This is a genomic window from Nostoc spongiaeforme FACHB-130, assembly GCF_014698475.1.
Taxonomy (GTDB): domain Bacteria; phylum Cyanobacteriota; class Cyanobacteriia; order Cyanobacteriales; family Nostocaceae; genus Nostoc_B; species Nostoc_B spongiaeforme.
In genome coordinates, this window is sequence record NZ_JACJTB010000003.1 from 109,742 (window position 1) to 126,804 (window position 17,063).

General features: G+C 38.1%; 13 protein-coding genes and 1 pseudogene. 8 read left to right on the forward strand and 6 right to left on the reverse strand.

Annotation, left to right across the window (positions count from 1 at the left end; all coding sequences use genetic code 11):
* Positions 1-63: 63 nt before the first annotated feature.
* A complete protein-coding gene (locus H6G74_RS04455; protein WP_190966528.1) occupies positions 64-1,458 on the reverse strand; it encodes a sensor histidine kinase in 1,395 nt (464 codons plus the stop codon).
* A gap of 197 nt (positions 1,459-1,655) precedes the next feature.
* Between H6G74_RS04455 and H6G74_RS04460 the strand changes: the two genes are divergently transcribed.
* The 3 genes from H6G74_RS04460 (at position 1,656) to H6G74_RS04470 (ending at position 5,270) form a co-directional block, all read left to right on the forward strand.
* Positions 1,656-2,357: a response regulator transcription factor gene (locus H6G74_RS04460; RefSeq protein ID WP_190966529.1), complete on the forward strand. Its 702-nt coding sequence runs from the start codon at positions 1,656-1,658 to the stop codon at positions 2,355-2,357.
* 648 nt (positions 2,358-3,005) lie between these two features.
* The gene (locus H6G74_RS04465; protein ID WP_190966530.1) at positions 3,006-4,403 is read left to right on the forward strand and encodes a glycosyltransferase; all 1,398 of its coding nucleotides are present in this window, start codon (positions 3,006-3,008) and stop codon (positions 4,401-4,403) included.
* A 99-nt stretch (positions 4,404-4,502) separates the two neighbouring features.
* Entirely contained in the window at positions 4,503-5,270 is a 768-nt protein-coding gene (locus H6G74_RS04470) for a sucrose-phosphate phosphatase (protein ID WP_190966531.1), read from the forward strand.
* A gap of 127 nt (positions 5,271-5,397) precedes the next feature.
* Here H6G74_RS04470 and H6G74_RS04475 read toward each other — a convergent pair whose 3' ends face one another.
* On the reverse strand, positions 5,398-6,288 hold the full coding sequence (locus H6G74_RS04475; RefSeq protein ID WP_190966532.1) for a DUF2382 domain-containing protein: 891 nt from the start codon (positions 6,286-6,288) through the stop codon (positions 5,398-5,400).
* Between the two features lie 103 nt (positions 6,289-6,391).
* The gene (locus H6G74_RS04480) at positions 6,392-7,342 is read right to left on the reverse strand and encodes an S-layer homology domain-containing protein (RefSeq protein ID WP_190966533.1); all 951 of its coding nucleotides are present in this window, start codon (positions 7,340-7,342) and stop codon (positions 6,392-6,394) included.
* 408 nt (positions 7,343-7,750) lie between these two features.
* On the opposite strand from H6G74_RS04480, the gene H6G74_RS04485 reads away from it, so the two are divergent.
* Genes H6G74_RS04485 through H6G74_RS04500 form a run of 4 tightly spaced genes read left to right on the forward strand, consistent with a single transcriptional unit; the run spans position 7,751 to position 12,257 of the window.
* Positions 7,751-9,034 (forward strand): TIGR00341 family protein, encoded by a 1,284-nt coding sequence (locus H6G74_RS04485; protein ID WP_190966534.1) that lies wholly within the window; start codon positions 7,751-7,753, stop codon positions 9,032-9,034.
* 13 nt (positions 9,035-9,047) lie between these two features.
* Entirely contained in the window at positions 9,048-9,863 is an 816-nt protein-coding gene (locus H6G74_RS04490) for an ion transporter (RefSeq protein WP_190966535.1), read from the forward strand.
* A gap of 37 nt (positions 9,864-9,900) precedes the next feature.
* Positions 9,901-10,905, forward strand: a complete 1,005-nt coding sequence (locus tag H6G74_RS04495) for a mechanosensitive ion channel family protein (RefSeq protein WP_190966536.1) — start codon at positions 9,901-9,903, stop codon at positions 10,903-10,905.
* On the forward strand, positions 10,905-12,257 hold the full coding sequence (locus H6G74_RS04500) for a DUF2254 domain-containing protein (RefSeq protein WP_190966537.1): 1,353 nt from the start codon (positions 10,905-10,907) through the stop codon (positions 12,255-12,257). The genes H6G74_RS04495 and H6G74_RS04500 overlap by 1 nt, the downstream gene beginning before the upstream one ends.
* 165 nt (positions 12,258-12,422) lie before the next feature.
* Here the strand turns inward: H6G74_RS04500 and H6G74_RS31030 are convergent.
* Positions 12,423-12,557 (reverse strand): annotated as a pseudogene (locus H6G74_RS31030) (AI-2E family transporter); the annotation flags it as partial.
* Positions 12,558-12,718: 161 nt separating this feature from the next.
* Positions 12,719-13,291 (reverse strand): Yip1 family protein, encoded by a 573-nt coding sequence (locus H6G74_RS04505; RefSeq protein WP_190966538.1) that lies wholly within the window; start codon positions 13,289-13,291, stop codon positions 12,719-12,721.
* 332 nt (positions 13,292-13,623) lie between these two features.
* Between H6G74_RS04505 and H6G74_RS04510 the strand changes: the two genes are divergently transcribed.
* Positions 13,624-14,643, forward strand: a complete 1,020-nt coding sequence (locus H6G74_RS04510; RefSeq protein ID WP_190966539.1) for a hypothetical protein — start codon at positions 13,624-13,626, stop codon at positions 14,641-14,643.
* A gap of 368 nt (positions 14,644-15,011) precedes the next feature.
* Here the strand turns inward: H6G74_RS04510 and H6G74_RS04515 are convergent, their stop codons facing one another.
* Complete coding sequence (locus tag H6G74_RS04515) at positions 15,012-17,003, reverse strand: ABC1 kinase family protein (RefSeq protein ID WP_190966540.1); 1,992 nt, start codon at positions 17,001-17,003, stop codon at positions 15,012-15,014.
* Between the last annotated feature and the right edge of the window lie 60 nt (positions 17,004-17,063).

The following is a 17,063-nucleotide window of genomic DNA, read 5'->3' on the forward strand; positions in this document are numbered from 1 at the left end:
ATTTTAAATTCTGGCGAAGTAGCCCATATATTCTGTGTGATGAAATCTGAATCTGGTACGTCATTAACTACTTAATTTACCCTTGATAATTCCTGCTTCCTGTTGGGGTAACTTGACTGTAAAACTCGTTCCTTCTCCTACTTTACTATCTAGATAAATTTCTCCATTATGTATTTCTAAACACTTTTTAACTACAGCTAATCCTAGACCACTACCAACAATCTTGCCTACATTATTCGCACGATGAAAAGGAAGAAATAAATGCTGCTGAAATTCTGAAGGAATACCAATACCATTATCTTTTACTTGAAAAAATATAGCATGTGGTTCACAACTAAGAGTCAAAAAAATACTTTCCTCTGGAGATGAATATTTCATAGCATTGGAAAGCAAGTTACTCAAGATAGAGTAGAGTAATTTCTCATCTAATTTTGCATGAGTACAGTTACCCTGACTAATGAATTTAATCGTATAATTTTGTCGATTAGCAAACTGAATATCTTCGATTAAATTAATACAAAATGCTTCTAAATCCATCAGTTCTGGATGAAATTCTAATTTACCAGCTTCTGCCCTAGTTAAAGTGAGAATATCGGTAAGTAATTGGTTCATTGACCTAGCTGAAGACTGAATCCTATGTAGATTCTTAAGTTTTTTCTCTTCTGTCCACTGTTGATTACTTTGAGCTAATAATTGAGCCGAACCTAAGATAATACTCAATGGTGTACGAAATTCATGAGATACCATCGAAAAAAATTGTAATTTTAATTCGCTAAGTTCTTTTTCCTGAGCTAAAGTCCGTTGAATAGCTTCAGCTTCCTGACGCTTCACTAATTGTTGATACAGTAAAGCATAAACACCTAATAAAATCGCAAAACTCAAAAAAGTACCAAGGAGTTCAATTAACATTCGGTTGTGAATATTATCTTGTGAATGTCTCACAGAAATTTGCAGCAACTCTTCTTCCCTGGCTTGCATGTGAGTCAGTGTTTGGCGGATTTGATTACGATTTTGATTGCTTTGATTCACCAGAGGCGCTTGAACAGCAAAAGTCGATTTACCTAATTCTTTGAGGTTGATAGACTGTTTAGAAAGTTCAATTCTTTGAGCGATGAGTAATTTTAGCTTGGTTAGTTGCTGCTGTTGATCAGGATCATCAGCAAGTTTTTGTTGCAACTTCTGAACTTTTATATCGAGGCTTTCCATTGCCTGATAATAACGTTTCAGTTCCAATTGTTCTCCATAGAGAATATAGCCCCTGCGTCCGGATTCCGCATCAGTTAATGTAGCAAATATATCAGTAATGTTTTTCATTACCTCATTTGTTTCTTTAACTTTATTACTACTTAAAATTAACTGAGTAGCGTTTTGGTAAGAAATAAGACTAACTATACCCATGAATAATAAGCATAAGCTAAAGCCAGAGGCAATCCATTTTCCTTCTAGCGACAATTTCATAAACGAATAAATTAATAGTTCAAAAGTAATATTTTATTACATAAGATGTTGGTAAATCTTTTTACCATAAGGATGGAAATGAAAATAATTTTCATTTCTACCCGATTTCTACCCGATTTCTACCCGATACTTTGTAGAGGTATTAAGGTGAATTATTGGGATGAAGACAAATTGTTTAATTTACAAATCTTGGGGAAATGCGGATTTTGGTAGTGGAAGATGATATCCAGTTAGCAGAAATGCTGATGGAGGCCTTGAGCGATCGCCAATATGTGGTAGATGTAGCTCCAGATGGAGAGCAAGCTTGGGATTTTATCAAGATTTTGGAATATGACTTAATAGTTCTAGATATTACTTTACCCAAATTAGATGGTGTGAGCTTTTGTCAAAGGTTGCGATCGCCTACAGTCGGGCTGAATTTTTCCCGTAACAGCACCATACCTATTCTGATGTTAACAGCACGCGACACTCTGGCTGATAAAGTGACTGGGTTGGATGCTGGGGCTGATGATTATATGGTCAAACCGTTTGAAATGCCAGAGTTAATGGCTCGTGTCCGCGCATTATTACGCCGTAATAGTAGCACAGCATCTTTTCCCGACCTGAGCTGGGGCAGTTTGCGTTTAAATACTAACACCTATGAAGTCACGTATGCTGATCAGCTCTTACATTTAACACCCAAAGAATTTGCTTTGTTAGAACTTATGGTTTCTAGCGGTCGGCGGGTACTGAGCCGAGCCGGAATTATTGAGCGCATCTGGTCACTAGATGACCCACCCAGCGAAGAAACCGTCAAGTCTCACATCAAGAGTTTACGGCACAAACTTAAAGATGCAGGTGCGCCTGATGAGTTTATTGAAACTGTGCATGGATTAGGTTATCGTCTCAAGCAGTTTTAAACAACTACCCGATTTTTACCCGATTTCTGCCTGATACTTCCACATCTAGTCTTCATACTTTGATATCTATGGATTGGTAAGTAATCTGATCTGATTTTCCCACTCATTTTTGACTTGTGGTTTTCACCAACCACTATTAACCTCAAATTCAGAATAACTCCTTTTACACCGTGTTTCTCTAAATTAAGTTAATTACTTAGTTTAGAGAATTTTAATATGAAGCTGATTCACTTCTCCCCGATTTTTACCCGATTTTTCCTCACTAATTTAACTTTTAATACTTAATATTACAAAGACAAACAGTTTTGGAAATTTTAATTAGCTTTAGGCAATTACTATGTTTTATCCTTCAGTGAATATTTCCAATATTGTTTTAACCTATGAGCAGTATCGTAAGTTAAAAGCTTATGCTCAAGCTCATCACATATCAATTCAAGAATCGATAAAAGTAATCATAGATTCTCATCCTGAATATCAAATCAATCATAGAAAAATCAGTAGAGACTACCCATTTATCTGTTCAAGAAGAATGATTCACTTATTATTTAAAGTTAAATAAATCAGCAAAATTATCTAAAAAACACATATTAAAGCAATTAATCATGAATATTTTCAATTCTCTAAAATTTAGTTAAATATTTGGAAGATATGACTACAGCAATACCAAATTCTCAACCTAGTTATGCCCTAATTTCAGTTCATGGCGACCCTACAGCTGAAGTTGGTAAAGAAGGTGCAGGTGGTCAAAATGTTTATGTGCGGGAATTAGGGTTAGCTTTAGCAAAGCGTGGTTGTCAGGTTGATATGTTTACCCGCAGAGAACACCCCAATCAACCAGAAATTGTAGAATTAGCGCCAGGATGTCGCACAATTCGCTTAAATGCTGGCCCAACAGAATTTATCTCTAGAAATAACCTATTTGAATATTTGCCAGAATTTGTCGAAGCTTGGCTGAATTTTCAACAACGAACAGAATGTAACTATGCACTGATTCATACTAATTACTGGCTTTCTGGTTGGGTAGGTTTAGAACTGAAATCTCGATTGGGACTACCCCAAGTTCATACTTATCACTCTATAGGTGCAGTAAAATATCGCCATATACAAAATCCACCGCAAATTGCAGCAATTCGCCATTGTGTAGAAAGAGCAATTTTAGAACAAGCAGATTGTGTAATTTCCACCAGTCCTCAAGAAGTAGAAGATTTACGTCAGTTAATTTCACCATCTGGACGTATTAAAGTCATTCCCTGCGGTATAAATACAGAACACTTTGGTTCTATAAGTAAAAAAGTGGCTCGTCAACAATTAGGAATTGCTCAAGATGCCAAAATAATTTTATATGTAGGACGTTTTGACCCCCGTAAAGGAATAGAAACTTTAGTCAAAGCTTGTGCTTGTTTGCCTAATGCTTTTCAACTTTATTTAGTTGGTGGTAGTCGAGAGGATGGTGCAGATTTTCAAGAACAACAACGCATTCAAGACTTGGTAGATAAACTGCGATTAACAGGCGTAACAGTTTTTACAGGACGGATTTCTCAAGCAATGTTACCTGCTTATTATGCCGCAGGCGATATCTGCGTTGTTCCTAGTTACTACGAACCATTTGGATTAGTAGCAATTGAAGCAATGGCAGCCGGGACACCTGTAATTGCTAGTGATGTGGGAGGTTTACAGCATACAGTGGTGCATGGTGACACTGGACTTTTAGTTCCTCCCCGTGATCCTAATGCCTTAAAAAGTGCTATTCGCAGTTTATTAGAAAATCCCACTCTCACGGAAAGTTACGGTAATGCTGCGCGGAAATGGGTGCAGTCTCGATTTAGCACTTCAGGAGTTGCTAATCAAATTTATGAACTTTATCAATCTTTGACAGTTGATACATTTGTTCAGGAAGTGATTCAAAATCAAAAGTTAACGCCTGACTTAGAAAAGCAAATTCAAAATCTGTTAAAGTCAACATCTTTAAAGTCTAATGAAATTAAAGCTCTAGAAAAACTCATTGATTCTTTTTCTAATAATATTTTTCAGTGGGTAACTAGTTGAGCGTGAGCATTTGTATATAGCAATCCTAAAGCTAGTAATTTTAAATACAGGAAAAATTTTTCTTCCTGTATTTAAAGAAATTTTTAGAGATTAGACAATATGAAACTACTTTTAGTGATTGAATTAGATAATACTTTAGCAGGTAATTATCGAGCTATTGACGCTTTAAATCAAAGACTAGCATGTATCCGCAATCAAATTCATTTAGTTTATATTACTGGTCGCTCTTATACTTCTAGTCGTCAATTGATCGCGCAAGCAAAAATCTTGAAACCAGATTACTTAATTACCAGCGTAGGTAGTGAAATTTATCAACAAGGTGTGCTTTTAGAAAAGGATTGGGCTAATTATATTTCACAAGACTGGAAAAGAGATGAAGTTGCTGTAGTAGCGAGCTACTTTTCTGTTTTAAAAGCTCAACCAGATATTGAACAAACTCCTTGGAAATTAAGTTTTTGCCTGGATATGTCAGCATCATTGGAAGTGATCACAGATTTGCAAGATTTACTGACATTTATGGAATTGCAAGCTCAGGTCATTTTTAGCAATGGTCGAGACATTGACATCATACCCAAGAGTAGTAACAAAGGTAAAGCTGTAGGATATTTACAACACTTGTTAAAAGTAGATCCAACAGCCACCATTGTCTGTGGAGGTTCAGGAAATGACATGAGTTTATTTCAACTACCATCCCCTGGTATTATTGTTGGTAACGCTCAGACAGAAATTATTTGGTGGTATTACAATACCTGTTACCCTTGGCACTATTTAACTCATTACCCTGATGCCACAGGTATTCTTGAAGGACTGATTTATTTTAATGTCTTACCATTTCCTAATAACTGGCGACAACCAATTCCAAATTAAAAAAAGACACGGTGACAATTGATGCTCTCCCGTGTCTGCTACTATTGGCTCCTGCTTCACAAAAACTTTGATTTACTTCACTCTGGGATTGCATAAAGGTATTTAGTTTCCCGTGAATTGATATTAATCAGATTCTCTTTTTGCCACGAAATCTCTTGTCATCTTTATTAATATCTAATTCCTCACGACGAAGAGTTTCTTCAGCTTCCACCGTATCCTGTTCAACTACTTTTTTAACTTTTACTTCTTCACGCAAAACAGCTTCTTTGTGAATATCAGGAGTTTCTTCATATATTCCTACACGGGTGACTTCTCCTTCACGGAAATCGGCATCAGTAGGTGATACATTTCTAGCATCTGCGCTGGGAGTAGTACGTTCAATAACTACACGTTCTTTTTCAACAGGTACAGAAACTTTAGCTGTTTCAGTTTCCGTGTGCTTACCAATAGCTACCTCTCCAGTTTTAACACGGGATTTATTGGCAACTAATCGTTCTTCGTATAGTTTGAGATTTTGATGATCCTGTTCGTTCATATTGTAGAGATTTGGCTCACTTTCATACTTATATGTATTACGATCATGAGCATGAGATTTGCGATCGCTTGTGATAGGTGGAGCATCTACAGGGGTGGATGTTTCTAAGGATGATTGTCTGACTGGAGTACGATAAACACCACGTACTCTTTCTTCATAGTCGTAATCGATTTTCTCCAAATCATTAAAATCTGGGAGATTTTCTACCTGCTCTCTTGTCAATCCCTTAGCATACACTCGCTGATTACTGTATTCAATTTGAGAACGTCCAATGGGTAACAAAACTTGTCTACCAAAAAACCAAAAACCTGTATCAACTACTAAATAGCGAAAACGACCGGAATCGTCTACTAAAATGTGTTTGACTGTGCCAATTTTATCATTATCAATGTCTGAATAAACATCAAAGTTGTTGATATTGTAGTTATCAGAATCTGTATTGTCAGATTGGGCAGCGAAATCTTCAAGTTTGTATAAGGCCATGCTGATTTTCCTCCAATAGCTATATTTACTATGCTAAAAACTTATGTCTTTCCTCCTTCTTCCTTAAGAAAGATATCCAGCTAAATAATTGTTGAATTATCAGTTATTGAAGATTTTGGTTGTTCGTCTGAGTTTCAACAATGTATTGATTGGCAGGTGAATTATTAGCAATTGGTTGTATTTTATTTTGGGAAACCAAAGTTTGATAAACTAAAGCGGAAATTTCTCCTCTAGTTGCTGGTTGATTGGGATTAAAAACATTTGCTTTTGGATAGTTGACCACGATATTTCTTTTTGTAGCTGCGGCTACGCTTCCTACAGCATATTGGGGAATTTTATTGGCATCAGCATAATTATTAGCAACGATTACTGATGCAGGATTACTCACATTTGTCGCTTGTTGTTTAGTTGTTGCAGGTGTTGTAGGAGTCGCAACATTAGTTTGAGCAGCTTGGGCTTTTGGTATAACTAAAGGCTGCATCAAACTTGTAATTGCTAAAGGTAAGAAAATCCGTCTTTTTGCAGCTTTTGATTGGGTTTGTTGAGGCACTTGTTTGGCTGTGGTGGTGGGAACAGAGACGGCGGTAGAATTATTAATTAAATCCAAACCTTTATTTAAAGCCACTATGGCTTCGACCTTAGAAACTGGTTGATTAGGACGAAAATAACCACCAGGATAACCTGCCATAAATCCTTGTTGATAGGCTTCTTCAATAGGACGCACAGCCCAGTAGTTAGCAGGAATATCTTTATATACAGCACCACTTTCTATTTGACGAATTGGTGGTTGCTCAAAAGCTTTACGAATAATTGCGGCAAATTCATCTCGATCTACTGGTTGTTGTGGTCGAAATGTCCCATCAGGATACCCGGCTACAATATTTCTAGCAGCTAAACCTTGAATAAATGGTTGCGCCCAGTAATTAGGCGGAACGTCACGAAAATAAGTAGAAGAAGATTGGGCAGATGTTTCTAATGCTCCAACTGTGAATACTACTAAATTAAGAGATAGTAAAGATATACCAGTTAAAGCTAATTTAGTTAATTGCGCCATTATAACAGCCTCCTATTTTGTAATTTTTTCTTTATTTTAAACCTCAAAATTGATTAGTAAAGAGTGAGTTTTTATTGGCAAAGCTGTTAATAGAATTAAAATGTTACTAAAGGTTGAATTTATTTCTTACTTTAGAAGTAAAAATTACATAAAATCTAAAAAAATAAAACAATAAGAAATGTAAAAATTCAGTAAAAACAGTAATTTTCCTAAATTGTTTAAATATTAGATTTAAGGTAGTAAAAATGTATTTATCTGACTGCCATACTGCACCAGCTAGAAGTTATTTACTAATTTGATAGTTAAAAATTAAGCCAGAATGCAGGAGAAAATATATCTGAAAAATATCTCTTTGGATAGTAGAGCGATCGCCTAAAAAAACCAGATTCTTAGCGATGGGAGGTAAAGATGCGTCAACTCATGATCCAAGTGCCACAAGGAAACGGAACAGCCGTGATGGAAATCGCCAAATCTCATCACGGTACAAATCTGGCGCGGTTTGAAGGCTATGCAGATGAACCGATTGATGTGGTAATTGTTCACGTTTCTAATCGAGAAGTCGGCAAAGTTTTAGAGGAGTTGCAAGACTTACCGAAAGTACACATCACATTGATACCCACTGGGGTGATGACTCTGCAACCGCCTGCGTCAGAAGCACCGCAACAGGTGGTAGATGTAGAAGAACGCAGTCCGATTGAGATTTTACTTTCTGGTTTGCAAAGTGTTGGTTCTTGGCGTGGTTTTATTGGTTATGCAGCACTTGCAGGTTTTGTTGTCTGGATTGGCTTGTACACCAATACAAGTTACTTGCTAGTCGCAGCAATGCTGATTGCGCCGTTTGCAGGCCCAGCCATGAATACGGCCATTGCAACTGCATGGGGCGATCGCACACTTCTGGGAAGAAGCATTTTACGGTATTTTACTGGTTTAACAGTCACTATAATTACAACTTGGCTACTGAGTTTGATACTCAGGCAAGAAATTGCCACTAGTTCAATGCTAGACAATAGCCAAGTTTCAGCAGTGGCAGTCATTTTACCATTGGCAGCCGGAGCCGCCGGGGCGTTGAACTTGGTGCAATCACAAAGGAGTAGTTTAGTATCTGGAGCCGCCACAGGAATGTTAGTTGCGGCTTCTTTGGCTCCACCTGCGGGAATTATCGGGATGTCCAGTGCAATTGGTCGCTGGGACATGGTAATTTCGGGGCTATTTTTATTATTTTTGCAACTATGCGGAATTAATTTATCAGCAGCTTTGTTATTCCGGGTATTTGGCTTGTCTGCACAAGGAACTCGTTATCAACGGGGTAAAAAGCAAGTTTTCTATTTTGCTTTGGTAATCACTGTGATTGCATTGACTGGTTTACTAACTTGGCAGTTTATCAATTCTCCCAATTTGCAACGCTCTAGCCTCGCTCAACGTGCCAATGCTCAAGTGCAGAAAACTGTAAAACAAGTTGGTTTAGCAAAATTAGTCGAGGCAAATGTGCGTTTCACTCGCTCTGATATTACAGGTCAGGATACTTTACTGTCGGTGATTTATGTGCAGCGTCAACCCCAAGTTACAGCCTCGAATCAAGAAATTAGCGATCGCCTCACCCAAGCAATTCAAACTCAGTTATTAAAACAAGATTTTAATGTCACACCTTTAGTTAGTGTCAATGTACTAGAACTGCCTGCTAGTAAAAAATGAACCTCGAATGATGATGAATAGTTCTAAAATGTCTGAAAAACAAGCCCTAGAAAGAGAACGCAGCGAAGTCTTGCAACAGTTGGAAGATTGGCTAGAAACGCCAATGTTAATACTGGGCTTTGTATGGTTAGCACTATTTATCATCGAGATTATTTGGGGATTAAACCCTCTACTGCAAGCTGTGAGCATTACTATTTGGATTATTTTTATCTTAGATTTTCTCCTGAAATTAGCGATCGCTCCACATAAACTTTCTTATATTAAAAATAACTGGTTAACAGCTATTTCTTTATTTTTGCCAGCATTACGTACTATTCGAGTTCTCCGAGTCGTCAGAATCTTAAGAACAGCAAGGGCAGTCAGAGGGTTACAACTGTTGCGAGTGATGACTCGTGCTAACCGAGGGATGCGGGTTTTATCAGCCAGCGTCAGCCGTCGTGGCTTTGGTTATGTTGTGGCGTTAACCATGATTATTACTTTATTAGGAGCAGCCGGGATGTATGGGTTTGAAAATGAAGTTCCTGGGGAATCTGGGCTGCATAATTACGGTGCGGCTTTGTGGTGGACAGCAATGTTAATCACAACTATGGGTTCTGAGTATTGGCCCAAAACTCCTGAAGGACGAGTGCTGTGTTTTTTCTTATCTTTATACGCCTTTGCCGTGTTTGGCTATGTAACTGCAACTCTGGCAACATTCTTTATTGGTCGTGATGCTGATAATGACGAAGCCGAGTTAGCAGGGGCGAAATCGATTCAACTACTGCAAACAGAAATTGCCGCCTTGCGAGAGGAGATTCAAGAACTATTGCATCAAAATTCAAAGTCATGAAAATCCATATAAGTCTAAAATTGTATGAGGAATATTTATGAATGCAGAAATCTCCGCCGCTTGGGATAAAGTTCAAAGTATGATTGACGGCTTCATCGCTTTATTACCAAATATGGTCTTAGCGTTGATTGTCTTTATATTATTTTTGGTGGTCGCCAGCAGAGTTAAAGCACTAGTTAAACGTTTAACTCGTAACCGTCGCTATGCACGCAATTTAGGATTAGTGTTAGGTAGATTAGCCCAAGGAATCATTATTTTGATTGGGTTGTTCATTGCCCTTTCAATTGTGATTCCCACATTTAAGGCTGGTGACTTGGTGCAACTGTTAGGAATTAGTGGTGTTGCCATTGGTTTTGCCTTCCGTGATATTTTGCAAAACTTCTTAGCAGGGATTTTGATTTTGCTGACAGAACCTTTTCAAATTGACGACCAAATTGTCTTTAAAGGTTTTGAAGGTACTGTAGAAAATATTGAGACCAGGGCAACAACAATTAGAACTTATGATGGTCGGCGAATTGTGATTCCTAACTCAGAGTTATTTACAAATTCAGTGACAGTGAATACAGCCTTTGAGAACCGCCGATTACAATATGATGTCGGCATTGGCTACGGCGATGATATTGATTTAGCCAAGCAATTAATGTTAGAGGCACTGCATAGTATAGACGAAGTTTTAAAAGATCCCGCACCTGATGTATTGGCAATGGAATTAGCTGAAAGCACCGTCAATATTCGTGTACGTTGGTGGATTAATCCACCTAGAAGGGCAGATGATTTATCTTCGCGGGATAAGGTAATTATCGCAATTAAGAAAAAGCTGACTGAAAACGGCATTGATTTGCCCTTCCCCACACAACAAATTTTATTCCACGATCAAACCGAAGAGACAGATGGCGATCGCTCCCGTCAGCGAGAAGGTTGGCCTAAATGTAAAACTGAAGTACCCAAGCCTCGCCGTGTCAGCGATTCACTCAGGCTACTAGCACAAGCCCACTCTTCCCAAAACGGTAACAGTAAAATAGACACTCAAACTAACGAATAATGCGAAACGTCAAGATCAGCAAACTGTGGGATCAACTCCACTCAAGTTATTGGTTTATACCAGCAGTTATGGTGATGGTAGCTACTGCTTTAGCTTTCATCATACTGAATCTTGACCGCACAGACAACATAGATATTAACTATTGGTGGGTTTACACTGGGGGCGCAGATGGAGCGCGATCGCTCTTAGAAGCGGTTGCAGGTTCAATGGTGAGTGTTGCTGCTACAGCTTTTTCCATTACCATCGTCGCTCTGCAATTAGCTGCTTCTAATTTTGGCCCCCGGCTTCTGCGTAATTTTATGCAGGATACAGGCAATCAAATTGTACTCGGCACATTTCTTGGTACATTCATTTACTGCTTACTCGTACTGCGAACCATTCATGGAGAAGGAGACGAATATAGCCAGTTTGTACCACAACTAGCAGTGACAGTTGGTGTTTTACTCGCAATTATTAGCATCGGTATTTTAATTTATTTTATTCATCATGCTTCTACAATCATTCAAGCATCTCATGTAATTCATAACGTTAGTGCAGATTTACATTCAGCCATTGAACGTTTATTTCCTGAAAAAATCGGGTTGAGTGAACCAGAAGATAGACAAGGATTCGCAGAAATTCCTACATCTTTTGAGGACGAAGCTGCACCGATTTGTGCTAGAAATACAGGTTATTTACAAGCAATTGATGACGCAGAATTAATGAATATTGCTTGCCAGTATAATTTGCTCATTCGTTTGCAAACTCATCCCGGAAGATTTATCATTCAAGGCGGCGATTTAGTCTTGGTTTTTCCTGCTGAAAAAGTTAATAAAAAACTGACTAAGCAAATCAATGATGCCTTTATTTTAGGTAAAGAACGCACCGAGCAACAGGATGTAGAATTTCCGATCAATCAATTAGTAGAAATTGCCCTACGTGCGCTATCCCCGGCAGTGAATGATCCATTTACTGCTATTCGTTGTATTAACCAAATCAGCGCCGGATTATGTCATCTTGTGCAGAGAAATTTCCCTTCACCTTATCGCTACGACCATTATAATAAACTGCGCGTCATTGCCGAAGGTGTCAAATTTACTGAATTGATGGATGCAGCTTTTAACCAAATTCGCCACTATGGATGTGCTGATATTGCAGTCACTATTCGTTTATTAGAAGCTATAGCTGCAATTGCTACTTACACAGACAATTCTAAATATCAAGCAATCCTGAGACATCATGCTGACATGATTTTACAAAATAGTCTGGCAGAAATTTCCCAAACAAAAGACAAAAAAGATATAGAAGAAAGATATAACCAAATTATTAAAAATTTAGGTAATAACAGCAATATTAAAGATTGGGAAAAATAGGATGAAAAGTTTAAATTGGCCGGGTTATCGAGTTATCGCTTGACTAGGACAAGCTCTACTAGCAATCTTTGCGATCGCATCTAGTTTTTGTGATGAATGAGCTACACAATATATACCTAACACATCTTACAATAATTTTATTTTTACTTTATAATAAACTGCTTACTATTGCCAATGATTGAATATATCTTTCACTAACAATTCTTGGATACAAATTTGTAGAACAATCACTAAAGGCATAGCAAGAAATACACCTAAAAAAACGAAAAAACTACCAAAAAATACTACAGCTATTAAAGTATTTATATGACCACAGATCATAGAGTTTAGGGATAGTTCATTGCCTTATAGACAAGCTTGCTTAGTCAAATATCCTGATGGACACGCAATATTACTAACTTACAGAATGAAGTAAGCAAAATTAGCCTTGTCTCTCTTTTTAAAATGGTACGAAATGCCTTTTAACTTGTCCATCTGACCAATTGTTGCTCCAAAACTTGTACAGAACCAATCGCTATTTGAATTAAAGGCCAGCCTACTAAACAGATAAAAGCTGCTCGTTGAGTAGTAATATCTAAACCTTGGCGCACTGCAACAATGATTGCCAACAAACTCCAAACTGCTAAAATTAGCTCAATTGGTCGTCCGAGCAAGGGAATAAGAGTTAAAAAATTAAGTACTTGCGGTGCGTAGGCAAAGCCAGTAGGAATTAGTAAGTCATTGTAGGTAGGATCGATTGGTTTGAGCCACTGCCCAATTTTCCATATTGTGAATGTCCAAAAATAGTATCCTGCAACAATAGCGATCGCATCAATCAAAATACCCGTTAACAATGCAAAAATCGTAGCTCTATTAATTAATAAAATTACGCCACTACCTATAGCATGAGAAACAGCCGCCAAAATTACAATACTCAGAGCTAATATGCGGTTACGCTTTGTATTGTGAGCATTTTCATAGAAGTTACTATCTAAAGCTAAAGCATACTGGAGTGTACTACACAAACTTGTCCTTGATTTTTTATTGCTGCTCATTTTTTCTAACTAATGAAAGATGACAAATCACAAAAAACATAATTTCATAAAAATAAGCAATTAATAACCAAAGCTTAAAGCTCAAGATTATTTTATTCTTGAACTAAGTAAATAAACAAAATTGAATACAAAATGTTAAATTACCAATCCTGACAATCTGGTGTTTGTTTTCTACTTTTTAGCTGGAAAATAAATAGGGAATGGAGAATAGTCAATATTCCTGTTTCATGTTTAGCTAACTTGAAAGTAGGTAAAAGATTAATTTTATATGAAAATGGTGAAAATTGTTTCATCATGACTTTATTCTAAAAAATCAGAAAAAATCATCTCAGATGCGTAAAATTGGCGAACAAATACTGCTATGGTTGCAAAATGGAACACTAAAACTGTTAGTTTTGGCAGGAATAATACTTCTGACCTGGGGAACTTTTGCTCCTGTAGGAACCCTGGTATGGTGGTTGAGACAAAATTCTGAAAGTTTGGGTATTAAGAAAAACCTCACCAAAAATGTACCCAGCGATAGCCGTAAATTAAAAGTTGACAAATCGAGAAATATTGATTGCTATATAGTTTTTTTACCAGGAGTCGGAGATTTTTCTGCTAATCAATTAACTTCGGGTGAAGAATTTTTCTTAAATAAATTAGAGCAAATTCATCCTAATTGTGTAACAGTACGAGATGTGTTTCCTTACTCTGCTGCTAACGAAAGTTTGGGAGGAAGAAGGTTATTAGCGCCTCTGTGGAATGCTGCCGAAAAAGCAGATGGTTGGTTATCAAATTCAGATGTTTTAATTAAAATTCGTAATCTCTGGCGGTTTGCTATTTCTGCTGATAACCGCTATGGACATATTTATAACTTGGGAATTGCAAATGCGATCGTTGATCGGATGAATGCTGTCTATCCTGTACCAAAAAATCCCCAACAAAAAATCAAGCTGATTTTAGTTGGAACCAGTGGCGGAGTGCAAGTTGCGCTTGGTGCAGCTACTTATCTTGACCAGTGGCTCAATGCTCAATTAATTGTTGTTTCCATTGGTGGTGATTTTGATGGCGAAAATGGCTTTGATAAAGTTGACGATGTGTACCAACTTGTCGGTAGCCGAGACTGGATTGAAGATATTAGTAAGATTGTATTTGCTTCACGTTGGCCAATCACAGTCGGTTCACCTTTTAATCAAGCTCGTCGTCAAGGACGTTATCAAGTTTTGCAGACAGGCCCTCATGCTCATAGCGGTTCTCAAGGCTATTTTGGCACAACAACAATCGGACAAAGCCAAACAACTTATGTAGAATTAACACTTCAAAAAGTAAATCAACTGCCAATCTGGTCTAATCAAAATCCACCGCAATAGACATAACTTGCTAGACTTTAATTGATTTTCAATCTGACGCTTGTCATTGATTAACTATTACTTTCTCAGACAACATCTATCTATAGAATAAAATTATAGTGATACTCGTTAAATCATAATAGGCAGTATATTTATCGTCCGAAAATTGCAGCATCTATGGAATAAGTACCAGGGAATAAAACTGCGATCGCAATCAGCATGACGCAGTACATAAAGGATTTTTCCCAACTTGGTTGACCACCAAAAGTCAGGTTAGCGCAAGTTTCCGGTAACAGAATTTTTCCTAACAGCGTTCCGTATCTTCAGAACTCGTAAAAATATCTTGCACCCAGCGACTCCAGTCGTTAGGTGCAAATGCAAGATGTGAATTAAGCTTTCACTCCTTCTCTTGGTGTTCTGATTTGTTCGATATCTTCTGCTGCTAATAACTCCCGAATCAGATGTGCTAAAGATTTTTGAACTAGACGTGTTCCGATTTGTTGACCTAAACGCTGTACACCAGGATTTACTAATAATTGAGCCAATTGAGGAGCCATTTGGATGGGGTCAAAACCACGGGTTTCTTGCAGAATTTTCAAGATATTTTTGATATGCTCTAAGGTCTGCTGTTGTTCGACTGTGGCGGCTGGTGTTTCGTTGACTGCTGTTAAACCTACCTGTTCGCGCAGTAAGTAGGTGAAGTTGTGCAGCACATTTTTACCGACAGCGTTAACTCCGTTGACAAATTCATCTACTAATCTGTCACGAATGAATGCGCCACGTTCGGAAGAGAGAAAATCTAAACCTTGATTTAACACTAAATTAAAGTCGTAATCTTCATTATTGCGGGCATTTCGTAACAGATTTTCTAAACGATTCCAACGGAATTTGCCTTCTTTAAAGAGTAAGTCTCGCAGTGATGTTCTCAGTTGTGGTGCGGGGTCGGTTAACAGGCGTTTGGAAACGTAAGGATAAGCTTCGCTGAGAACTTTGAAGTTAGGATCAATAAAGATTGCAATTCCTTCTAAAGTTACCAGAGAGCGAATAATTAAAGCGTAGTAGGGAGGGACGCGGAAGGGATATTCATACATCAAAGCTGAGAGTTCATCGGTGATGCTTTTAATGTTGAGTTCGGCGACACTCGCACCTTGAGCATCAGCAAATACTCTCGAAAATGCAGGGATAATTGGAGTTAAGTCTGTATCTGGTGTTAAAAAGTCTAGTTTGACGTAATCTTGCGCTAAACCTTCAAAATCACGGTTGACTACGTGAACGATCGCCTCAATTAAACCATATCTCTGGGGCGGCTGAATCTCGCTCATCATCCCAAAGTCGAGATAAGCCAATTTTCCATCGGGTGTGGCTAACAAGTTCCCTGGATGGGGGTCAGCATGGAAAAAGCCATGTTCTAAAAGTTGTCGTAGCGAACACTGCACCCCAACTTCAATTAAATAACGTGCATCTATCCCTTGAGCCTCAATTTCGGCGGTTTGGGTTAATTTTGTACCGTTAATCCATTCCATCGTCAGTACGCGACGATTGGTGTATTCCCAGTAAATTTTGGGAATGTATATGTCTCTAATATGACCATATAACTGGAAAAATCGCTCGGCATTTTCACCTTCATGGACATAATCCATTTCTTCAAAAATGCGATCGCCTAATTCATCTAAAATACCGACTAAATCACTCCGCACTCGTTTGACGTTTCTTTGTACCCAACCAGCAATGCGGCGCAAAATATACAAATCAATCGTAATTCTTTCTCTTAAATCCGGGCGTTGCACTTTGACAGCAACTTCTTCCCCAGTTTTCAGTTTACCTTTATAAACTTGTCCCAAGGAAGCGGCGGCAATGGGCTGCGCGGATAATTCTACATAAATGTCTTCTGGTGGTGCGCCCAGTTCTTCTTCAATAAACTGGTAAGCAATTTCATTAGGGAACGGCGGTAACTGGTCTTGGAGTCTGGTTAGTTCTTCTAAATATGTCGGCGGAACTAAATCAGGTCTGGTAGATAAGGCTTGACCAATTTTAATGTAAGCAGGCCCTAGTCGCGTTAACAATTCTCGTAACTGCACAGCGCGACGGCGGTCATTTTTGATGACAACTCCGCGTTTGCTGTCCCACCACAAACCGAAGAAAAAAGCCAAGGTCGGACGCAGTACAGTAATAATTCGTTGTAAAACCTGTAGAGGTCGGCTTTGATAATGTTCCGCTATTTCTGCGGCGTTATATTTCACTGCTTCCGGTTCGGTACTTGGAATCAGCCGATTGGGCGATCGCACAACTAAAGCTGATGTACCATTGTCTGATACTACTTCAGTCTTATATATTTCACCCTCAATCGTTTGGGAGGTCGGGGGAAGTGTCTTAACCATCATGAAGAAAGCCACCAGTCGAATGAAACATGTTAAGTATTGTAACAATATGTTTAGCTGTCC

What these genes read in the sequence shown, in the direction of transcription:
- H6G74_RS04455 (WP_190966528.1), bottom strand. Translation starts at nt 1,458, where the DNA reads ATGAAATTGTCGCTAGAAGGAAAATGGATTGCCTCTGGCTTTAGCTTA.
- H6G74_RS04460 (WP_190966529.1), top strand. Translation starts at nt 1,656, where the DNA reads ATGCGGATTTTGGTAGTGGAAGATGATATCCAGTTAGCAGAAATGCTG.
- H6G74_RS04465 (WP_190966530.1), top strand. Translation starts at nt 3,006, where the DNA reads ATGACTACAGCAATACCAAATTCTCAACCTAGTTATGCCCTAATTTCA.
- H6G74_RS04470 (WP_190966531.1), top strand. Translation starts at nt 4,503, where the DNA reads ATGAAACTACTTTTAGTGATTGAATTAGATAATACTTTAGCAGGTAAT.
- H6G74_RS04475 (WP_190966532.1), bottom strand. Translation starts at nt 6,288, where the DNA reads ATGGCCTTATACAAACTTGAAGATTTCGCTGCCCAATCTGACAATACA.
- H6G74_RS04480 (WP_190966533.1), bottom strand. Translation starts at nt 7,342, where the DNA reads ATGGCGCAATTAACTAAATTAGCTTTAACTGGTATATCTTTACTATCT.
- H6G74_RS04485 (WP_190966534.1), top strand. Translation starts at nt 7,751, where the DNA reads ATGCGTCAACTCATGATCCAAGTGCCACAAGGAAACGGAACAGCCGTG.
- H6G74_RS04490 (WP_190966535.1), top strand. Translation starts at nt 9,048, where the DNA reads ATGAATAGTTCTAAAATGTCTGAAAAACAAGCCCTAGAAAGAGAACGC.
- H6G74_RS04495 (WP_190966536.1), top strand. Translation starts at nt 9,901, where the DNA reads ATGAATGCAGAAATCTCCGCCGCTTGGGATAAAGTTCAAAGTATGATT.
- H6G74_RS04500 (WP_190966537.1), top strand. Translation starts at nt 10,905, where the DNA reads ATGCGAAACGTCAAGATCAGCAAACTGTGGGATCAACTCCACTCAAGT.
- H6G74_RS04505 (WP_190966538.1), bottom strand. Translation starts at nt 13,291, where the DNA reads ATGAGCAGCAATAAAAAATCAAGGACAAGTTTGTGTAGTACACTCCAG.
- H6G74_RS04510 (WP_190966539.1), top strand. Translation starts at nt 13,624, where the DNA reads ATGCGTAAAATTGGCGAACAAATACTGCTATGGTTGCAAAATGGAACA.
- H6G74_RS04515 (WP_190966540.1), bottom strand. Translation starts at nt 17,003, where the DNA reads ATGATGGTTAAGACACTTCCCCCGACCTCCCAAACGATTGAGGGTGAA.